Genomic DNA, 20750 nt, shown 5'->3' with positions numbered 1-20750 from the left:
TCTCATACAATTTTTTAAAGTAATATCATAATATAATAATACATAAGGAGGTTTTACATGTCAGATTTTAAAATAAAAGTGACGGCAGATCTTGATACGTCACAAGTAGAAGCGAAGCTAATGGCTTTGCAAAATAGAAAAATAACGATACAAGCCAATGCCAATGGTAATGGTTTGAGCAATATGAATAATAGTTTGCAACAGATACAGAACAATGCAAATAATGTATCTGCAAGTCTAAAAGGCATTGCAACTACAAAATTAAAAGTAGATGCATTGAATTTTCTAAAGAATCAAACTGAAAATGCAGTACGTTCAGTGACAGATCTTAATAAGGCTATGACTCTGGTTAATATGACTATGAGTAATATGTCTGGCTCATCTCTATATTCTTTGAAACAACAATCCCTTAGTATGGCAAAAGATTTAAGTGCCGCTACAAAAACAGTCACAGATGCGGTTACAATTTATGCAAATGAGAACGAAAGTGTAAGTTCCATGCTGAATAAGGCACAACCTACAGTATTGTTATCTTCTGCTTCTGGCATGAGTTCTTCATCTTCTGCGGATGCTATTCAAGGTATTTTGAATCAGTTCAATCTGTCAGAAGATCAGGCAATGCACGTTGCGGATACAGTTGAAAAACTCAGTTCAGAGATTGCATTAGATTTCTCAAAAGGTTGTGACACAATCTCTCAGTCAATTGCAACTTCTGGTTCAGTTGTAAATGAAGCAGGTATGAGTTTTGAAAAGTATGCGGCATTGGTATCAACAACAGCAGAAAAGACCAGAGTATCTGGTTCTCAGATTGGTAATGCCTTTAAGACAATCTTCTCAAGAATATCCCGTAGTAAGGATGGACTTACTACAGATGCTGAGATGTCAGATGCAGAGGCAGCACTTAAAAGTGTTGGTGTTTCTGTTCGTGGAGCAGATGGTGATTTACGAGATATAAGTGATACACTTGACGATCTTAATAAAGTATGGGGAACATTAAATCATTCTCAGAAATCTTATGTTGCAGAAATGGCGGCTGGGGTAAGACAGAAAAATATTTTTGAAGCAGCAATGGATTCTTATAATAAGGCTTTACAATTAGAACAGGATGCACTTAATTCTGATGGCACAGCCATGAAGATAAATGAAAAACGTGCAGATTCCATCAATGTAAGATGGAGAAACTGTCTGCTACGATGACACAACTTTATTCTGACGCAATGCCAGAAGAAGCAATTGAAGGAATGATTGATTTTGCTACGGCAGTTGCAAAGGTTGTAGATAATTTTGGATTATTCCAAGGTGCATTATCTTCATTAGGTGTTGTTGGTGGTGCGAAGATAATCAGTACGATTGCTTCTAACTGGACAGGATTACTTTCTGCAATTACAAGCCCGTTAGGTATTGGAACTATTGCAGTAGGTGGTGCAGTTGCTGCAATATCTGCATATCAGAAATCTGTTAGTGAAATGGTTGAATCTGCGAAACAAGCAGGTGATGAATGGGAAAGCGGTCAAGAGAATCTGCAAGGACAAATTGATAAAATATCAGAACTGAGAACTGCTTTAGATTCTGGCACATTATCTGAGCAGGAAGCCGCTTCCGCTAAAAGTGAATTGTTATCTATTCAGGAATCTTTGAGTGAGTCTTATGGTTCACAGGTTGCAGGTATTGACCTTGTAAATGGTTCTCTTACAGAACAAATTGCATTGTTGGATAAAGTATCAGCAAAAGAAGCAGAAAGGTTCCAGAATGAGAACGAAAAGGGAATTGATAAAGCCACAAAAGAGATAGAAAAAGAGAGACATGAGTATCTTGGTCAGTTCTATGATAATGGCACCCAAGAATCTGAAGATATCAAGAAGTCCATTAAGGATTTACAGGATAAGTATGGGGATGATGTATTCACAACTGAACTGGAAGCCGATGGAATTACAATGGATCTTCATTTTAATGCGGATGCGAGTACAGCAAGAGAAGCTTTAAATGATTTTAAGACAGATATTTCTGATATTAAAAAGCAATATGGAGAATCAGATGTACTGAATCTTTTAGGTGATAATGCATCTGCTGGGTTGTCAAAGGCAAACAAAGTTCTGGATGAGTATGGTGATTTATACAATCAGGCACAGAAAGCAAAACTTGTAGCAGATGATGATACATATAAGGCTCCATCTGGTAAGGAACAAACTGCTGTTAAGTGGCTTAATGATGAGACAAAAGCAGTAGAAGCATATAATGATGCATTGTCAGAAGGTAATTCTGATGCGATTAAACAGGCATCTACTGAGTTTGAAGCAGTTGACAGTGCAGTACAGTCATTGTTGAAAAATTCTGGAATGTCAGAGTATGCAGATCAGTTTACAGAAGTAAAAGACCAGTTAAACGAATCTGCTATATCTGCGAATAAATTCAATGAAGCTTTATCAGGAAATGATTCATCTAAATTTGGTAAACAAGTTAAGAAGAGTGCGGATGCTCTAAAAGAACTTGGACTGACAGATACAGATTTTAAGTATGCTTTTGAGACAGACGGTATTCAAGAGGGCGAGGATCAGATTAATTCTCTTGTAGATTCTGCAATTCAATGTGGCTATATTTCTGATACATCCAGTGAGCAGGTATCTAAATTGGTAAGTGTTTTATCTTCCTTGGGTGTGATTTCTTCTACAACAGGAGAAGCAGTAGGAGATGCGACAGAAGAAGTAGCTTCATCTGTAGATACTATGTCTGATGCATTGGATTCTGCTAAAGAAAAACAGACAAATCTTATTGATGCATTGGGAAATTCCCGTTCTGCCACTGGTCTTACAAAAGATGATATCAATAATGTAACATCCGCATTTAAAGACCTTGATAATTTTGATCCGGCTTCTATTTTTGAGGAAACTGCTACAGGTGTTCATCTGAATACTCAGGCATTAAAAGAGTACAATGATGAGTTGGAACAGCAGACAAAGAATAACTTTGCAGAAGCTATTACCAACAAGCAGCAAGAATTAAATGATGCGATTGCACAGAATAAATCTCAAGATGTGATTGATGGGCTTCAAGAAGAAGTACAGACATTACAGTTATTATCTGCTCAGTATGACGGTGCAACTTCATCTTATAATAAATTTGTGACTGCTGCATCTTCTGCTAATGAACGTGATTCATTTGAGGATGTAGCAAAAAGTTATGAAAGTATCGGACAGTTGATTGAACAGGGATGGACAACAGATGATTCCGTTACAAATTATCTTGACTTATTACTGGGTACAGACAGAATCCAAGATTCCCAACAGGCATATGAGCAGTTAGGACAGACAATCGAAGGTACAGGTCATAGTCTTAAAGATTATATGACTTTCGATGATGATGGCAACTTCACATCTCAAGGTGCATGGTCTTTTGTAGATGATGTTGCAAATAAACTTGGTGATGATTTTGTTAAGGTTGGTGAAGATGGCGAATACGCATTTGATCTGACAGGTGATAAAATCAATCAGGTTGCGGATGCATTTAATACAACTACAGATTTTGTTGAATTAATGGGTAAAGCACTTGCGGATGCAGGGGCAAATGTAAGTTTTGATTCTTCTGATGTGAAGAATTATAACGAACAGATGAAGCAGTTACAGGAAACTGCAAATACTACTCAAGAGAAATTAAAAGAAGTACAGAGTGCTACAAGCGGTGAATCTGGCGAAGGTTTACTATCTGGAATTGATCTCAACTATGACAAAGCTTCTATGTCTATTGACCAACTGGATTCTAAGATTGCTGAACTATCTGGCAAGCGTGAGGAAATCAGTGTCAGTGCTGACACAGAAGAAGGACAACAAGCAATATCTGCATTAGATAATGAGATTGCTTCTCTACAATCTCAAAAAATCATGGTGTCTATTGGCACACAGTTAGAGGGCGGTGCGACTGTCGATGAACTGCTTGCTATTACAGATGATGCAGAACTGGCTGCCAAATTACAAATTGATGTTTCCCAAGTCGCAGAAGCAAGACAGCAATTACAAACTCTGAAAGATACAGGGAATATTGAGGTGCCTGTTACTGTTAAGCTTGACGAAGGACAATTCAATAGCTTGATTGAAAGTCTTACGGGTGAAGCAGTAGAAGTTCCTGCTGAGGTAGAAACACCAGAAATACCAGATATATCAGGTAAAACTGTAGAATACCCTTCTAAAGTTGATACTCCTGATGTGCCAGATGTTCAAGGTAAGGAAATTACCTATACTTCAACGGTAGATACTCCTGACCTTCCAGATATTCAAGGTGGCATTGCATATTATGAGCCACAAGTAGAAGGTTCTGCTGATGGAGAAACTGCCGAAGGTACTATTAATTATGATAAAGGCACAGTAGAATCTGCTGACGGTGAGACATCCGAAGGTATCATTAATTATGATAAAGGTGATGTTGAGAAAGCAGATGGAACGGTTTCTACAGGTACAATCAATTATGATTTAGGTACGGTTGCTGTTCCTACTGGTATGGTGGCAAGCGGTACGATCAACTATGCTTTAGGTACAGTTGCGACTCCTGGTAAAGCAATGGGAACATTTGGACAAGCCAGAGCATACGCAAAAGGAAGTCTTACAGATTTCCCTGCTTATGGTGATGGTCGTGTTTCACTTCCTAATGACCAAAAAGCATTAGTAAACGAAGAGTACATCAATGGTCATTCTGAATCCATAGTGCGTGATGGTGTATGGTCACTTATTCCTGGTGGCGCACATATGGAGAACTTGAAAAAGGGTGACATCATATTCTCTGCACAACAGACAGAAGATTTATTGAAACGTGGTGCAACACCTGGTCACGCAAGAGCCTATGCACAGGGAAGTTTAAGTGATTTATCACCACTCTCCAATGCTTTTGGTAGTGGTTTTTCTGGCACTGGTAGGAATCCTTGGGCTGGCAAGAATACAAGTTCATCATCTGGTGGTGGTTCATCATCATCTCAACAATCTTATAATGACAATTCTGGTGCAGTAAGCAATAATACATCCGCTACAGAAGATAATACTAAAGCAACGAAAGATTCTACAGAAGCATTTGATGGAATCAAGAGATACACTCAAAAGTTTGCAAAAGCCGTAGAACAAATTTCTAATCAGATTACAGATTATATCTCTTCTGCTTTCAAGACATCTTTATTGAAGAGACAGGTGAAAGCAACTGAGAAGCAGATTGCAGCAAATGAAAAAGCTTCTGATGCTTATATGAAAAAAGCAGAGGCAATCGGACTCAGCGAAGAATATAAGAACAAAGTAATTAATGGCACTCTTACAGTAGAAGAAATTGACACATCTTCTGATTCTGGTAAGCAGTTAGCAAAAGATATTAAAAACTTTGAAAATTATTATGATGCATCCAGAGATTGTAAAGATACAGTTCAGGAGTTAAACAACAAACTTCTGGAATTATATGAAACAATCGTAAATATGCCTACAGAAAAGGCAGAGAAAAAGATTGACAGATTAAAGACTAAACTTGAATCTCTCAATTCTGTTTCTGATGCAATTTCATTAGGTGGATCTGCGATTGCAGCAATGCAGAATCAGATTAAAGTGGATAATCCTGGTCTTGGCAATGCACAGAAGAAGCTTGATAAGGCAGAAACTGCTAGAAATGCAACTAAGAAAACTCGTGCTAGAGCAAGTAAGACTTTAAAATCTGCTACGGCTGATGCAGAGTCTACAGGAAATACACTTATCAAGGAAAGTGAGAAACAGACAAAATCCATAGGCAAGAAACTGAAAAATGCCGCAAAGTCTAGTGCAAATAAGGCTACTTATAATGCAATTGCACAGGCAATTCGTGAAGGTAAAACAGTTAATACAAAGGGACTGAAAGGTTCTGCACTGAAATATGCGAAATCATATAACAGTTCTTTAAAACAAGGTAATACTATTTCTTCCAAGGTTAAGGCAGGTAAAACTGTTAAGATTTCTGGAATGTCAAATATATTGAAGTCTACAGCACAGGTATATAACGCTGATGCAAAAGAGAAAGCTTCTGCACAGAAAGTATATGACACTGCTAAGAAAGCAGACGAAAAAGCTTTGGACAATCTGACTAAGGCTCAGAAGAATAAAGAGAAGTTATATGCAGGTTCTACTAAGGAACAACAGATTCTTGCGACAACAAAAGGTAAGAAATCATATGTATACCAGAATATGCTTCTTACACAGGAAACTAAGAATCTCAAGGAACAGAATAAACAGCGTCAGAAAGCTTTAAAAGAGACTCGTGATAGCTACATGAAAGCAAAAAGCAAGTATAATACTGCTGATGCCGATAAAACGAAATCTCAGAATAAACTTCTGAACAATAAAACTGTCATGTCTAAGTTGAATAAAACTCAACAAAAGGCATTAAAGGCAGGTAAAACAGTAAGCACAAAAGGTATCACTGATCCTAAAGTACTGAAATGGATTCAAGACTATAATGAAAAAGTCAAGAAATCTGCTGATTTAAGCAAGAAACTTCGCATTGAACAGGAAGCTTTGGATAAAGCAACAAGCGAAGCAGCACAATCTCAGGCAGAATACGCACAGTCTATCGTAGAAAACGCAAAGAAGAAACTTGAGAATATTGCAAACTATTATGATTCCTTTACTTCTCAATGGGAAAACAGAAACTCTATGTATGAAGCATACATGGATAGGATGCAGACACAGGGTTACAATCTGAGTACGAAATTTTACGAAGCAGAGATTGGACAGCAACAGAAAATTGTTGACAATTTGTCTCAGAAGTATATCGCAATGAAACGCAACTTTGCACAGGCAGTACAGGATGGTAAGATCAAAGAAGGTACGGAAGAATACTATGAGATGCAGAATGAGATTGACCAAGTTGCAATTAGTCTTAAAGAAGCACAAAACAAAGTGGTTGAGTTTCAAGCATCTATCCGTGACCTTAAATGGGAACAGTTTGACCAGTTACAGGATGCAATCGGTCGTATTACCAGTGAGTCAGATTTCCTTATTGACCTTATGAGCCATAAGGATATGTATGACAAAGATGGTAAAATGACAGAACAAGGTCTTGCTACTATGGGATTACATGGTGTCAACTACAATACTTATATGGCGCAAGCAGATAAGTATAAGGAAGAAATGCTAAAAATCAGTGCTGAACTTGCAAATGATCCTAACAATCAGAAACTCATTGACCGTAAGAATGAACTGATTGATGCACAGCAACAAGCCATCTTATCTGCCGAGGATGAAAAAGATTCTATCAAGGATTTGATTCAGGACGGTATTGATAAACAGTTGGATGCTCTGGATGATTTGATTGACAAGTATTTAGAAACCCTTAGAAGTCAAAAGGATTTATACGATTATCAGAAAAAGATTGGTGAACAGTCCGAAAAGATTGCTTCTCTACAGAAACAGTTATCTTCTCTGCAAGGTGATAATTCCGAGGAAGCCAAAGCAAAACTTCAAAAACTCAAAGAGGATTTAAAGTCTGCACAGGATGACTTGGAAGAAAGCCAGTATGACAAATACATTTCTGACCAAGAGAAACTTATTGATGATTTTAGAGATTCAATGAAGAAAGCTCTCGATGACAGAATGGATAATGTTGATGCTTTACTTTCTGATGCTATCGCAAGTATCAATAGTAATTCATCTAATATTTCTCAGACATTACAGACAGAATCTAAGAATGTTGGATATACATTATCTGGTGAGATGCAGACCATCTGGACAAGTCAGAGTCAGGCTCTTTCTATGTATGATGGCAAGTTTGATACCAGATTTACAGGCATTACAACTGCTATTGGAAATGTCTATGATCGACAGAAAGACATGATTGATGCTATGGCTGAAAAATTAGTTGCTAAAGCAGACCAGATGTTGCAACCACCTACTAAAACAGAAGGAGTTCTTGAAGAAGTAGAACAAAAGCCAGATAAAGATAACGTTGCAGAAGGAAATCCAACACCAGAACCACCAAAAGTTAGTGATGATGAATCCATTAGAGATGCGGTGCTGGTTGATCCTGATGAACCAAAGAAAAAGCCAAATAAAGACAAGACAGGTAACAACAAAGCCGAAGTAGGTGATAAAGTTACTTTTTCTTCTGGTAGATATTATGAAGCATCTGATGGTTCTGGTGCGTCTGGTAATATGTATCTTGGCAAAAAAGTTAAGATTACACGAATCAATAAAGGTTCTAAATATCCATATGCTATTGATGCTACGGATGGTACTGAACTTGGTTGGGTAAAACTTAATCAGTTGAAAGGCTATGCTTCTGGTATCATGAGAGTTCCGAATGACCAGTTAGCTTGGACACAGGAACAAGGTGAAGAAGCTATTGTCAGAAATGATGGTAGTATTCTGACTCCATTAAGTAGAGATGTGTCTGTACTAAATGCAGATATGACTAAGAACTTATGGGACTTCATGGGTAATCCTGGTTCATTCTTGAGTGATTATAGTGATGGATTTGTAAACAGTGAAAAATATTCTACTAAGAATGAAGAATCAAATGTGAATATTGCGAGTGTATTTGACAATGTTACATTTAATTTACCAAATGTGATCGATTCCCAAGCATTCGTTAGAGAACTTGTTACCAACAAAAAGGCGGAAAGAGCCATTCAAGCAATGACTATTGATAGAATCAGAGGTGGAAGCTCTTTGGCTAAATATAAGTATAAACATTAATGTATGAGGGGCTTGTATAAGTCCCTCTTTTGATAGAGGTGATAAAACATGAATATAGAAGAATATAAACAATTAAGTGAAGAAGAAGAAAAACAATTTTATAAGGAGTTATCCGAAAAATTGGAACGCAATGAAGATTTTATTAACGCAGTACAAAAGACATTTGATAAATATATATCTAAGAAATGTCTTATAGAATTGAATAAATGGCAACAATTAAATGAAAATATGAAAAATATGAGAGATGAATACGTTTTATTGATTAAAGAGATTCGTGATATTAAAGAAGAATGCAAAAGAATTTACGGTGGCAGCGGGCTTCGATACAGGATTGCTCGTTGGCTTGCAAGATAAAATTATATGGAATGTAATAAATTGTAACAGGTTATAGCTTAATAGGTTGTAACCTGTTTTCTTATATATGGAAAGGTGATTCAATGGAAAAGCAAAATATCCCTTGGTGGATGAAACTGAATTTAACAATAGAAGAAGCATCAGAGTATTCTGGCATTGGAGAGTCTACATTGAGAGACAGAATTAACAATGGATTAGATGATTTTGTGCTGAATGTTGGTAAAAAGAAGCTTATCAAACGAAAGCTATTTGAGCAATATCTTGAAAAGATTACTGTGATTTAATATAGAACAATTTTAAAATAATATTCTTGAAAAAGCATAATGCGTATGATAAGGTAAACGCATAGATGTAATGCTCTTTCAAGAAAAATGAAAGGAGCATATGTTTAAATGAGTAATAAAAGAAAAGATAGTAAAGGCAGAGTTCTGAGGAAAGGGGAGAGTGAAAGAAAAGACGGTATTTATATGTATCGTTATACGGATCTTGATGGTTCAAGAAAAACGATATATACATCAAATCTGAATGATCTAAGAGAACAGGAAAAACTTATCCAACGAGACATTGATGATGGTATTGGATATAAGGCAGGAACAACAACTTTTAATGAATATTTTGAGAAATATTTAGAGTTAAAAGGAAGCATATCTCCATCTACCAAGCGTAATTATAAACGTAGTTGGGAGAACTATATTAAGAATACCAGATTCGGGAACATGACATTAAAGGATATTACTAAGTCAGATGTTATTCTTCTGTTAAAATCAATGTCTGAAAAGGGATTAGGAAAACCATCTATTAATACGATTGTTGCAGGTGTATTATCTCCATGTATGAAAATGGCAGTTGAGGATAATATAATAAGAAGCAATCCATGTATTAATTGTAGAAAAGAAATTCGTGGAGAAGATACAGAGCCAGAAGATGTATTGACAGTGGTGCAGCAGGACAATTTTCTTACATACATTAAAAATAGCAAGTATGCATATTATTATCCATTGTTTGTATTTATGCTTGAAACTGCTCTGAGAGTTGGAGAGGTTTGTGGTTTGACATGGGATGATGTAGATTTAGAACATGGCTTTGTAAATATTACTCATCAGCTTCAATATAGCAATGCAGGAAAAGATGCTTGCCAGTATCAGATGCTTACTCCTAAATCTAAATCTGGTATTCGTAATGTTCCGTTATCAAATGCGGCAAGGGATGCACTTATGGAACAAATGCAGAATCAGATTGAAATGGATAAGAAAACAGAGATTGAAGTAGATGGATATAAAGACTTTGTATTTTCTAACAGGCAGAGTAAACCATTTATTACTCAGACCATTGGTCGTATTTTGAGTCGTATTGAAGATGATTACAATGCTGATATTAAAAAGTTTGGCGATACTTTAAAGCCATTACCGCATATTCATCCACATCTCCTGAGACATACAGCTTGCTCTCGTATGGCAGAAGCCGGGATTGATCCAAGAACTTTACAGGATATCATGGGTCATGCGTCTATGAGAATGACGATGGAACTGTACAATCATGTTACAGATGAACGTTTAATGAATGAAATTCAGAAGCTAAATGATAGACGTATTTCATAAAATAGTATTACTACACCAATTTCAGATGAAAATCAGAGTTACTACACCAAAATTAACATTTTTGTAATAATTCACTACACCAATTTGATTCTGAAACGGTCAAAAAGGGCTTTACTACACCAATTTTACACCAAACACATACCAAGATGTAAGAAGATATAAGAAAATACATAGAGTTATGAAATAGAATAGAAATATCTCATAGTGATAAATATCTCCAAAAATCCAGTAAAAACATATAATTTTTATAATTTCAACAAAATTTCACAAAAAAATGTAAATACCACTTGTGTTTTTGAATAATATGCACTATAATATAAAACATATTAATTAAAGTTTTTAGTCTAAATTAATATTATATGTGTCTAAGGAGGAAAACAGCATGGTTGAACTGATTGTAGGAAAGAAAGGCAAGGGCAAAACAAAAGTACTGTTAGATAAAGTAAATGGTGCAGTAAAAGAGGCAAATGGAAGTATTGTCTACTTAGACAAGAGCACAAAACATATGTATGAACTCAACAATAAAGTACGTCTTATTGATGTATCCGGATTCCCTATTAAGAATGCAGATGAATTTGTAGGATTTATCTGTGGTATCCTTTCTCAGGATCACGATCTTGAGCAGATTTATCTTGACAGTTTCCTTAAAGTAGCAAAATTGGAAGATAAAGACATTACAGGCACTCTGGGACAGTTAGATGAGATTGGTAAACAATTTAATGTTACTTTTGTAATTAGCGTATCTTTAGACAAAGAAGAGATTCCTGAAATGCTCCACGATAAGATCAGTGTAGCTTTATAACCATCTTTTATTATTAATACTAAAAACTACATAACATAAATAAAAAGGATACCTGTTAAAATATTTTCAGCAGATATCCTTTTTATTGCATTTTGCAATCATACCTGTTATCATGGAGAAACAATAAATATTAGGAGATGAGAGATAATGGAAGAATTATACAGAATAATTGAGCAAAAAATTAAAGATGCAGGATATCCAAGAGCAATTTTCGGTGAAACGGTTTACGGAGATATCTGCGACCAAATTGAGGGAAAAGAGAATGGTTCTTACGTTTTACTTTCTAAATTTGAAGATGATGTTATTTTCGAATATCATATTACTGTAATGGATGATGAATTCAATCTCGGTTTACTGATAATGCGTACTCCGGAAGGCGTATTTGAAACTGATTTTGATAAATAAAACGTTAAATCTTGAAATATTTGACAAAACCTATTCTTTAGCAAATGTTGCTGTGCGCTCTTTTGACGGAGAAATTGAACAGTGTTATGACTGCATGGATCATTTTTAAATTTCATGGAACAATTATCAAGTCAGATATTGTTCCATGAATAATTCAGGTTTAATCTTCGCGTAAATGTACCGCTGTAGCCGCTTTGCGGCGTCTTGCATCATCCATGGCTGCATAATGTTTCTTTGTGGTGTTTACATCTCTGTGACCTAATACATCGGCTACAAGGTAAATATCACCTGTTTCCTGATACAAAGTAGTACCGTAAGTACTGCGAAGCTTATGTGGTGTGATTTTTTTGGTGGTCGTGATGGCACATGCATATTTTTTTACCAGATTTTCAACAGCCTGAATACCAATTCTTTTTCGCTGGGTAGAGTAGAAGAGAGCGTGTTCATGACCAGATACAGGAACAATATTCTTACGAACTTCCAAGTACTTTTTCAGAGCTTTTTCTACCTCATTTCCAAAGTATACAACCATTTCATTTCCACCTTTTCGGGTGACTTTAATTCCATTATTTTTGAAATCAACATCTTCAATGTCAAGTCCCACACATTCAGATACACGTATTCCTGTGCCGAGCAGGAGAGTAACAATAGCAAGATCGCGTTCTTTTGTTTTTTCGTAATAAACACGTTTCTGACCGGTAAGCTCATCGCCACAATGTTCTATATAATCCAATAACATGGCAACTTCATCAGCATCAAGACGTATAATATTTTTTTCATGAGTTTTCGGAACATCTACAAGAACAGTTGGGTTCGTCTGGATAAATTCATGTTTATAATAATATGCATAAAAACTTCTCAATGCAGAAATTTTTCTTTTCAGGCCACGTTCACCATTGGTTTCTGTTTTATCACCATTTTTATATACTTTAAGATATTCCTGATATTCCTCGATATCTATAGCTTTAAGCTGATCCAGAACATCAACGGTAAAATCTTTCATGGAATAGTCCTTAAAGGCAGGATTTTCATCCAGGAGAAACTGAAAAAAGATTCGGATATCATACGCATAGGAAATTCGTGTTTTGGTAGTAGTAAGCGGATCCATAGCACGAAAATAATCCTTGCAGAAATCAGGCAGTGTTTTCAAAACAGCTCGAAGCTTCAAAATATTTGAAATATCGGTCTGTTCGTGATAAGTGACTTTCTTGCTATCATTATAATAATCAATATATTTATCCATAAAAAATCTCCTTAAAAAAATTATTTTATAACTTCTTAATGTTAAGAATATTGTTGAGAATATTTAAGACATATAAATCATCAAAGTTGATAATGATTAATAATTGCAGAGAAAATGCCTTTGTCAATAAACGATTACAGCGCAAAGACAGCTGCAGCCTACATCTATATGAAAAACTCGCGTTTGTCGTATAGATGTAGATAACATAAAAACATACTACTTTCGTATGTTTTTATGTTATCTTATTGTTGCCAACCAGTACATCCATTTATTGTTTCCGGATTTATTTTTGCGTGCTAATTGTTTGTATTTATCAAATAATAACTTTTTTCTGCCTTCATATCAAAAACATTGATTGAATTACTTAGCGTTCAATTTAAATTTTTTTCTACAGCAATTTTTTATCAATAATCTGGTAGTTTGCCCGATGTATATACAAGGCTTTTCCGTCAACCATAAGTTTCGTCATTTTTGGAAGGTCCCAGTACACGTCATCTCCCGAAAAAGCCGCTATAGGCTGTCCCAACCGGGATTTGATCACTACTATGCGTGATTTTCCAAAGTCATTAGTTTTACAGACAATCTGTAATAATGCGATTCAATTCCGGAAGCTCTTTTTTGAGAGCGATCAGTTTCCCCTCTTTTAGAAAACAATGTCTGGAATAAGCGGTTGTGCAGATTTCATTTCTGCTCGCATTAAAAAATTCATAATTAAATTCCAGAGAAATTCCATTATACTGCTTAATGCCAACGCGGATCCGGATTTCATCATCGAAGAAAACCTGCTTTCTATATGCAACTGAAATTTCCACAACAGGGGAGATCACTCCCAACTCTTCTACTTTCTTATAGCTGAAACCCATCCGGCTCATATATCCAATCCTAGCCTCTTCCATCCATTTTACATAATTAGAGTGATGGATAATGCCCATCTGGTCTGTTTCATGATATTGCGCTTTTCTGTAATAAGTGTATGTTTTTTCTGATTCTTCCTTCATATACCATATATCCTTTTTTATATATTTATAAAATGAAAATAACTATACCACTCGCTTGTCTGCGAAACGATGTACTAGAGCGTGCAGATTGCGGGAATGATTTTTCAGACACGCTCTAGCTGAAACCGGTTAATTATGACGGTCTCTTCACATAATTCAGAGGATTCTGATTTACCCCATTAACCATAACCCCAAAATGAAGATGAGGACCGGTGCTGTTCCCGGTGCTTCCTACATATCCGATGATATCACCTTTTTTGACCTTATCTCCTACACTCAGATTTGGGTTAAATTTAGACTGGTGCATATATTCTGTGATAAGTCCCTTTCCATCATGATTGATCTTGGTATAATATCCGGCACCGCCTGACGCTGCCGGTGAAAGCATGGCAACAATGGTTCCTGATGCTGCCGCATAAATCGGTGTTCCTGTAGGAGCAGGAATGTCAATTCCTTTATGATTGGTAGAACCGACTCCTCCCGGAGATTCCCTGTTTCCAAAATAACTGCTGATATAGGAATAACCGGAGCTTAAAGGCCACCGGAAAGAAACTCCGTTCTGATAGTCAGGAATAAGAGAACCATCTTCTCCAACATAATGGTTATCATCAATCCACTGATTTGTAACCAGAGCACCTGTGGAGGAATTCAGGTAATACTTCTCTCCATCTACAGTAACCCACCCACTTTCACGTTCGCATGTAGAAGGATTCATATAATATTTCTTTCCGTCTACTGTCAGCCATCCAGAGGCCAGCACCCCATCCGATTTCGCATAATAATGAGCACTGTTTTTCGTGATCCACTTACTGATGGAAAGTTTTCCGTCAGACTCAAAATAATATCTTTTCCCAGATGACGATTTCAGGATAATATCATCGTAACGGATTCCATTAGTTTTCTTAAAATAATACTTGTGTCCGTTGATCGTCTGCCATCCCGTAACCAGTTTACAATCTGATTTCCTGAAATACCGATAATAGGAATCCGGTTTATAGAAGCCTTTGACAAGTTTACCATTTGAAGCTGCATAATAATAAGAACCGTCTGTTTCTTTATACCATCCGCTTCTGACCAGCTGACCGGTATTTCTGTTAAAGGAATACCAGCTTCCCTTTACTTTCAGACGCCCTTTTGCCATAGTGCCATTGGCCTGAAGATAATAGGTGGAATTCCCGCTTTTGCGAAAACAGTTTTTATACATTTTTCCTTTTTCATTAAAGCAGTAATATACATTATTTACTTTATGGAAACCGGATCGTATCACCCCGTCATTCCAGAAATAGTATTTATTCCCTGCAGCTGTAGTAACCCATCCGGTATGCATATATCCTTTTTTTTCATCAAAGAAATACGTTTTTCCATTTACTGTCTGCCAGGTAGTAAGCATTTTACCTTTTTCATTAAAACAGTACTTTTTTCCACTGATGGTCAGAATTCCGGCTTTGGCTGCACCGGTCTTTCCGAAATAGTACTGATTTCCTGCAGCACTTTTGTACCAGCCGGTAGCTTTTTTTCCGTTCTTATCATAATAGTACCAACTTCCGTTTTTTTTCACAAATCCTGTCTGCTTTTTGGAAGTTGCTGCAGCCTGAACCGGTACAGAGAAACCGGAAAAGATTCCACCCTGCAGAGCCAGTGCCAGAACCAAAAGAAAAGCTGTCAAATATAACTTTTTTTTCTTCATAGTAACTCCTGTGTGTGTTTTTTTTGTAACTGTGAAGGTTTACTTATTTTTCTCTCGTTTATTCTTTAATTCAACATATCTGTTCTTCAGGAAAATCCCTGCTTTTTTGATATATCCCCATATTATGTTTAAAATCCGCAGGAGATATTTCCATATGGTTATGACCAGTCCGGAAAGCGGATTCCATATTTTCATAAAGAAATTATTTTTTCTCGCTTCCAGTTCTTCCGGTGAAACCTTGTGTTTTTCTTCCTTGCAAAGAGGAAGTACTTCACCTGTCTGTTCATCCAGACAGTCAATATTTATATATGTCTCCTCTTCTGCCGGCATTTTTTTGTCATTAAGAGAATGATTGATCAATCTCCAGATCAGAGCATAAAGTACGGCAAATACAGGAACTCCTGCAATCATTCCCGGAACCCCAAAGAGACCGCCCCCGATCATGATGGCAACAATAACCATAAAACTGGAAAGTCCGGTAGATTCTCCGAGAATTTTCGGACCAAGGATATTTCCATCAAACTGCTGAAGAAGCAGGATAAAAATTGCAAAATACAGACCTTTTATGGGATCTACTACTAAAATAAGCAAAATACATGGAATGGCTCCGATGTAAGGACCAAAAAACGGAATGACATTTGTCATACCGATAATTACACTGATAAGAATTGGATACGGCAAATCCAAAAGCAACATTCCAAAATAACACAAAATTCCAATAATAGCAGAATCCAGAAGTTTTCCGTATATGAAACCACCAAAAGTCTTGTCTGTAAAACGCATAACGCGTATAAGCATATTTGCCCATTTATGAGGCAATATGGCATATACCATCATTTTGCTTTTGGCAACAAATTTCTCTTTGTCTGCAAGTACATACAAAGCTACAATGGCACCGATCAGAAAATTCTTCATAAAGATCAGGATATCAAAAATACCTGCTGAAACATTTTTGAGCATATCCTGCATCTGCGGAAGAATATCGGTAGTAAGATACTCCTGTGCTTTTACAGAATACTGGTTGATCATATCGAGCATTTCAGGATTCAGTTTCCATCCATGCTCAACAAATGAATTGAGCCACTTTTCAATAACTTTTACATAGTACGGAAAACTGTAAATAATACTCATGATACTTCGGATCAACTGAGGAAGCACCATCATCAGTAATGCATAAATGATAATCCAGAACAGGAACATGGAAAAAAGGACACATCCCCATCGAATAGCCCGTTTTCCTTTTTTCTGTAACTTAATATTATGCTTTTCCAGCTGCGGATAGATCAGCTTCTGCTCAAAGAGATTGATCAGCGGACTGAGAATATAAGCAAGGATTACACCATAGATAATAGGCGCCATAATTCCCAGAAAAGTTTTGATTCCCACAATCAGGGTTTTCATGTGAAATATGCCATAATAAAACAGCATACTGGCGGCAATTACCAGAAAAGCGGTTACACCCCAGTGTAAATATCGGTTGTCCCAACGAAATTTCATAATGTCCTCCTTTTTAACATGGTATGATTATAGCATATATTTTAACAAATGTCATGAAAATTTAATATATATTAAAAAAAATTATAGCAGTCTTGTTACTGTTCATACACCACTATCCCGAGGCATACAAGCCAAAATTCCATTGCCGCAGGCAATCTGGAATGAATTGAAAAGACTGTTATAAACTCATCCAAAAACAGATACTTTACCAAGGATGTGGTAAAGTATCTGTAAAAATATAATCCTATTTATTTTTTATGGAATCAAAAATCTCAATTGCCTGAATGATTGCTTTTGCTGCACCATCAATTCCAAGTTTGCTGCTGTCTACGCAGAGATTGTAGCTTGAAGCAGCACCCCATTTCTTATTGGTGTAGTAATTATAGTAACTGGAACGGCTCTTGTCTGTCTTATTGATCATGTCTTTTGCTTCTTTTGCAGTTTTATTATGTTTCTGTGAAAGACGGTTAATCCTCCAGTCTGTATCTGCATGTACAAATACACTGAAACAGTCTTTATACTCTGACAACGCATAATCTGCACATCTTCCGACCATAACGCATGGACCTTCGGAGGCCAGTTTCTTGATTGCGTCAAACTGTGCAAGAAATACTTTGTGGTTCATAGGCATATCTGTAAATCCTGAAGAAGAATAACCAAATGAGTAGGTATCCATAACCAGAGAATATAAAAAGCTGTTAGTTGGTCTTTCATCATGATTCTCAAAAAGTTCTTTGCAGATACCGCTTTCATTTGCTGCGTGTTCGAGAAGTTCTTTATCATAACATTTAATACCAAAATATTTGGCAACTTCCTGACCTATCTGTCTTCCTCCACTGCCGTACTCACGACCAATTGTAATAATTGAACTCGTACTATTCATAGTCTGCACTCCCTTCTGTTACATATTCGATAGACATATTATACAATATTTCCAAAAAAATGCAAACTACTTTCGTAATTTTTCTAATAATTTAACGAAATATTCAGGTAAAGGAGCTGTAAACTCCATATATTCGCCCGTTGATGGATGAACAAAGCCAAGAATCATTGCATGAAGCGTCTGTCCCTGCAGATGATAAGGATTCTTACCGGAACCGTACACTTCATCACCCAGAAGTGGATGACCGATACTTGTCATATGCACACGAATCTGATGCGTTCTGCCTGTTTCCAGACGGCATTCCACATAAGTGGCATTTTTGAAACGTTCCAGAACTTTATAATGTGTGACAGCATCCTTGCCGTTTTTATAGTTGACAGCCATCTTTTTGCGGTCAATCGGATGGCGCCCGATGGGACCTTCGATCGTCCCTTCGTCTTCTTTCAGTACTCCTGCTACGATTGCCCGGTATCTACGCCTGATAGAATGCTCTTTTAACTGTTCTGCCAGGTTGCGGTGTGCATTATCATTCTTGCATACAAGAAGTGCACCTGTGGTATCTTTATCGATTCTGTGGACAATACCAGGACGCAGAACACCATTGATCCCCGACAGATTGTCCTTACAGTGAAACATAATAGCATTTACCAATGTTCCGGAAGTATGTCCGGCACTGGGATGAACCACCATCCCCTTTGGTTTATTTACAATAAGTACATCATCATCTTCATAAAGAATATCCAGAGGGATATCTTCCGGAAGTATATCCGGCTCTTTTATGTCAGGAACTGCTACGGAGATTTCATCTCCTTCCTGAACTTTGTAGTTGGCTTTTACAGCAGAACCATTGACGGTTATTTTCTGCTCTTTAAGCAGCTTTTGAATATAAGAACGTGACAGTTCTTCGTTCATTTCAGAAAGATAGCGGTCAATCCGGATACCTGACTGACCGTCAGAAACCTGATAATTAAGAATTTCCATAATACTAATCCTTTTTTATTCTTAAGAAGTCATAATCTTCATCATTTTTGTATCTGAAACACACCAGCATAACAAGTAATATGCCACTGCATACCACATACATATCAGCTATATTAAATACCGGAAAATCAATCAGTGAAAAATAGATAAAATCCACAACATAGCCTCTGCATACTCTGTCAATAAAATTTCCAAGAGCACCGGAAACCATTACCAGTGCAGTTACTGACAGTGGCAGATAATATCTGTTTTTCGGGATTCTGGCATATACATAGATAAATACACCAAAAAACAAAAGGCACAAAATCACAAACACCGGAATTTTACCTTCAAACAATCCAAAGGCCATTCCACGATTTTCGAGATACCGTAATTGAAGAACTCCCGGAATGAGAGAGATATCAGGCTGATCTTTCAGCTGTGCCAGAACAAGAGATTTACTTCCCTGATCCAGGATTGTCAGCAAAAGGATAATAATACAGCCTCTAATCCAGTGCATACATGAAGATACGGAGGAAACAGCTGTCATATCAGAATCTCCCGGATTGCCTGGAGCAGTTCCTCATCTGTGACAGTTTTGTCTATAAAACTTTTACCGATCCCGTCCATAAGGATAAATTTAATATGACCGGCTTCCATTTTTTTGTCTTTTTTGGTTGCTGCCAAGACATCCCCGGCATTCAGTGAATCAACAGAAAGAGGAAGATTATAAGAATGGCACCCTTTTCTGATCTCTTCGTATTCTTCTTCTGTTAATAATCCTCTCTGCATGGAAAGATAAGCGGCAGCGATCAGACCGACTCCAACACACTGTCCATGAAGCAGCTGAAAGTTTTTCATTTTTTCGACTGCATGTCCGACTGTATGACCAAGATTTAAAAGTGCACGTTCTCCCTGCTCCTTCGGATCACGCTCTACCACACCTGCCTTGATCTCGCAGCATCTGCGGATCATTCTGGAAAGCATACTCAGATCCAATTTACTGATCTCAGGCTGATTCTTACATACAAAACGGAAGAACTCTTCATCGCAGATCAGTCCTGTCTTAAGAATTTCACCCATTCCACAGGTGAATTCCCGATTCGGAAGAGACTGCAGGGTACTCATATTCATATATACAAGTCGGGGCTGATGGAAAGCTCCTACCATGTTTTTGTACTGAAGGAAGTCAACACCTGTTTTACCTCCTACGCTGCTGTCAACCTGTGCCAGAAGCGTAGTAGGAACCTGGATAAAATCAATCCCTCTCAGGTAAGTGGAAGCTCCGAAACCTGTCAGATCACCTACAACACCGCCGCCCAGCGCAACCAGCAGACCTTTTCTGTCCATTTCATTCTCAATCAAAGTTTTATATAATTCCTGTACTGTATTCAGGTTTTTGTTCTTTTCACCAGCTTCAAATACAAAAGAGAATATTTCAGAGGAAATTTCCTGAAGAGCTAATTTAACTGCTTCATGATAAAGAGGTGCAACATGACTGTCTGTCACAATACAGATTTTCCGGTTTTCAAGTCCTTCTTCTCTGATCGCACCGGCAAGATCCTGAAAGTCATTTTTAAAATAAATAGGATAATGGAAATCTCCTTCCCGTTTTACAAGTAATTTCTGTTCTGCCATT

16 protein-coding genes are annotated in these 20750 nt (G+C 36.9%); 7 read left to right on the top strand and 9 right to left on the bottom strand.

Features of this window, described 5'->3' with window-relative positions; genetic code table 11:
• Positions 1-57: 57 nt before the first annotated feature.
• The 7 genes from ACESZG_RS05235 to ACESZG_RS05205 all read left to right on the top strand — a co-directional run bounded on the left by ACESZG_RS05235 (position 58) and on the right by ACESZG_RS05205 (position 11843).
• Complete coding sequence (locus tag ACESZG_RS05235) at positions 58-1197, top strand: phage tail tape measure protein (protein WP_368210944.1); 1140 nt, start codon at positions 58-60, stop codon at positions 1195-1197.
• On the top strand, positions 1194-8684 hold the full coding sequence (locus tag ACESZG_RS05230) for a hypothetical protein (protein WP_368210943.1): 7491 nt from the start codon (positions 1194-1196) through the stop codon (positions 8682-8684). Before ACESZG_RS05235 ends, ACESZG_RS05230 begins: the two co-directional genes overlap by 4 nt.
• A 48-nt stretch (positions 8685-8732) precedes the next feature.
• On the top strand, positions 8733-9038 hold the full coding sequence (locus ACESZG_RS05225; protein WP_368210942.1) for a hypothetical protein: 306 nt from the start codon (positions 8733-8735) through the stop codon (positions 9036-9038).
• 83 nt (positions 9039-9121) lie between these two features.
• On the top strand, positions 9122-9322 hold the full coding sequence (locus ACESZG_RS05220; protein WP_117677564.1) for an excisionase: 201 nt from the start codon (positions 9122-9124) through the stop codon (positions 9320-9322).
• A gap of 108 nt (positions 9323-9430) precedes the next feature.
• Complete coding sequence (locus tag ACESZG_RS05215) at positions 9431-10636, top strand: tyrosine-type recombinase/integrase (RefSeq protein WP_368210941.1); 1206 nt, start codon at positions 9431-9433, stop codon at positions 10634-10636.
• 382 nt (positions 10637-11018) lie between these two features.
• On the top strand, positions 11019-11438 hold the full coding sequence (locus ACESZG_RS05210) for a twitching motility protein PilT (RefSeq protein ID WP_173720287.1): 420 nt from the start codon (positions 11019-11021) through the stop codon (positions 11436-11438).
• Positions 11439-11585: 147 nt separating this feature from the next.
• Positions 11586-11843, top strand: coding sequence for a hypothetical protein (locus ACESZG_RS05205; RefSeq protein ID WP_173682951.1), 258 nt, complete (start codon positions 11586-11588; stop codon positions 11841-11843).
• Positions 11844-12003: 160 nt separating this feature from the next.
• Here ACESZG_RS05205 and ACESZG_RS05200 read toward each other — a convergent pair whose 3' ends face one another.
• The 9 genes from ACESZG_RS05200 to aroB form a co-directional block, all read right to left on the bottom strand.
• Positions 12004-13086: a tyrosine-type recombinase/integrase gene (locus ACESZG_RS05200; protein WP_373217691.1), complete on the bottom strand. Its 1083-nt coding sequence runs from the start codon at positions 13084-13086 to the stop codon at positions 12004-12006.
• Positions 13087-13474: 388 nt separating this feature from the next.
• Positions 13475-13669, bottom strand: coding sequence for a DUF5052 family protein (locus ACESZG_RS05195; RefSeq protein ID WP_334297592.1), 195 nt, complete (start codon positions 13667-13669; stop codon positions 13475-13477).
• Entirely contained in the window at positions 13659-14084 is a 426-nt protein-coding gene (locus ACESZG_RS05190) for a thioesterase family protein (protein WP_173679562.1), read from the bottom strand. The genes ACESZG_RS05195 and ACESZG_RS05190 overlap by 11 nt, the downstream gene beginning before the upstream one ends.
• A 133-nt stretch (positions 14085-14217) precedes the next feature.
• On the bottom strand, positions 14218-15771 hold the full coding sequence (locus ACESZG_RS05185; RefSeq protein WP_243282959.1) for a peptidoglycan DD-metalloendopeptidase family protein: 1554 nt from the start codon (positions 15769-15771) through the stop codon (positions 14218-14220).
• Positions 15772-15810: 39 nt separating this feature from the next.
• Positions 15811-17268 carry an AI-2E family transporter gene (locus ACESZG_RS05180; protein ID WP_055052782.1) on the bottom strand — a complete coding sequence of 486 codons (1458 nt, stop codon included), beginning with the start codon at positions 17266-17268 and terminating at the stop codon, positions 15811-15813.
• A gap of 244 nt (positions 17269-17512) precedes the next feature.
• A complete protein-coding gene (locus ACESZG_RS05175; protein ID WP_020993906.1) occupies positions 17513-18151 on the bottom strand; it encodes an AAA family ATPase in 639 nt (212 codons plus the stop codon).
• 66 nt (positions 18152-18217) lie between these two features.
• A complete protein-coding gene (locus ACESZG_RS05170; protein WP_008703141.1) occupies positions 18218-19132 on the bottom strand; it encodes an RluA family pseudouridine synthase in 915 nt (304 codons plus the stop codon).
• 4 nt (positions 19133-19136) lie between these two features.
• Complete coding sequence (lspA, locus tag ACESZG_RS05165) at positions 19137-19661, bottom strand: signal peptidase II (RefSeq protein WP_025578432.1); 525 nt, start codon at positions 19659-19661, stop codon at positions 19137-19139.
• Complete coding sequence (gene aroB, locus ACESZG_RS05160) at positions 19658-20749, bottom strand: 3-dehydroquinate synthase (RefSeq protein ID WP_195658903.1); 1092 nt, start codon at positions 20747-20749, stop codon at positions 19658-19660. The genes lspA and aroB overlap by 4 nt, the downstream gene beginning before the upstream one ends.
• Position 20750: the final 1 nt, after the last annotated feature.

This window comes from Blautia sp. Marseille-P2398 (assembly GCF_964240315.1).
Taxonomy (GTDB): domain Bacteria; phylum Bacillota; class Clostridia; order Lachnospirales; family Lachnospiraceae; genus Blautia_A; species Blautia_A wexlerae.
The sequence above is the reverse complement of the archived record's forward strand: the minus strand, read 5'-3'. Positions and strand labels throughout refer to the sequence as shown.

Coding starts and splice junctions, on each gene's coding strand:
- ACESZG_RS05235 (WP_368210944.1), top strand. CDS start 58: ATGTCAGATTTTAAAATAAAAGTGACGGCAGATCTTGATACGTCACAA.
- ACESZG_RS05230 (WP_368210943.1), top strand. CDS start 1,194: ATGACACAACTTTATTCTGACGCAATGCCAGAAGAAGCAATTGAAGGA.
- ACESZG_RS05225 (WP_368210942.1), top strand. CDS start 8,733: ATGAATATAGAAGAATATAAACAATTAAGTGAAGAAGAAGAAAAACAA.
- ACESZG_RS05220 (WP_117677564.1), top strand. CDS start 9,122: ATGGAAAAGCAAAATATCCCTTGGTGGATGAAACTGAATTTAACAATA.
- ACESZG_RS05215 (WP_368210941.1), top strand. CDS start 9,431: ATGAGTAATAAAAGAAAAGATAGTAAAGGCAGAGTTCTGAGGAAAGGG.
- ACESZG_RS05210 (WP_173720287.1), top strand. CDS start 11,019: ATGGTTGAACTGATTGTAGGAAAGAAAGGCAAGGGCAAAACAAAAGTA.
- ACESZG_RS05205 (WP_173682951.1), top strand. CDS start 11,586: ATGGAAGAATTATACAGAATAATTGAGCAAAAAATTAAAGATGCAGGA.
- ACESZG_RS05200 (WP_373217691.1), bottom strand. CDS start 13,086: ATGGATAAATATATTGATTATTATAATGATAGCAAGAAAGTCACTTAT.
- ACESZG_RS05190 (WP_173679562.1), bottom strand. CDS start 14,084: ATGAAGGAAGAATCAGAAAAAACATACACTTATTACAGAAAAGCGCAA.
- ACESZG_RS05185 (WP_243282959.1), bottom strand. CDS start 15,771: ATGAAGAAAAAAAAGTTATATTTGACAGCTTTTCTTTTGGTTCTGGCA.
- ACESZG_RS05180 (WP_055052782.1), bottom strand. CDS start 17,268: ATGAAATTTCGTTGGGACAACCGATATTTACACTGGGGTGTAACCGCT.
- ACESZG_RS05175 (WP_020993906.1), bottom strand. CDS start 18,151: ATGAATAGTACGAGTTCAATTATTACAATTGGTCGTGAGTACGGCAGT.
- ACESZG_RS05170 (WP_008703141.1), bottom strand. CDS start 19,132: ATGGAAATTCTTAATTATCAGGTTTCTGACGGTCAGTCAGGTATCCGG.
- lspA (WP_025578432.1), bottom strand. CDS start 19,661: ATGACAGCTGTTTCCTCCGTATCTTCATGTATGCACTGGATTAGAGGC.
- aroB (WP_195658903.1), bottom strand. CDS start 20,749: ATGGCAGAACAGAAATTACTTGTAAAACGGGAAGGAGATTTCCATTAT.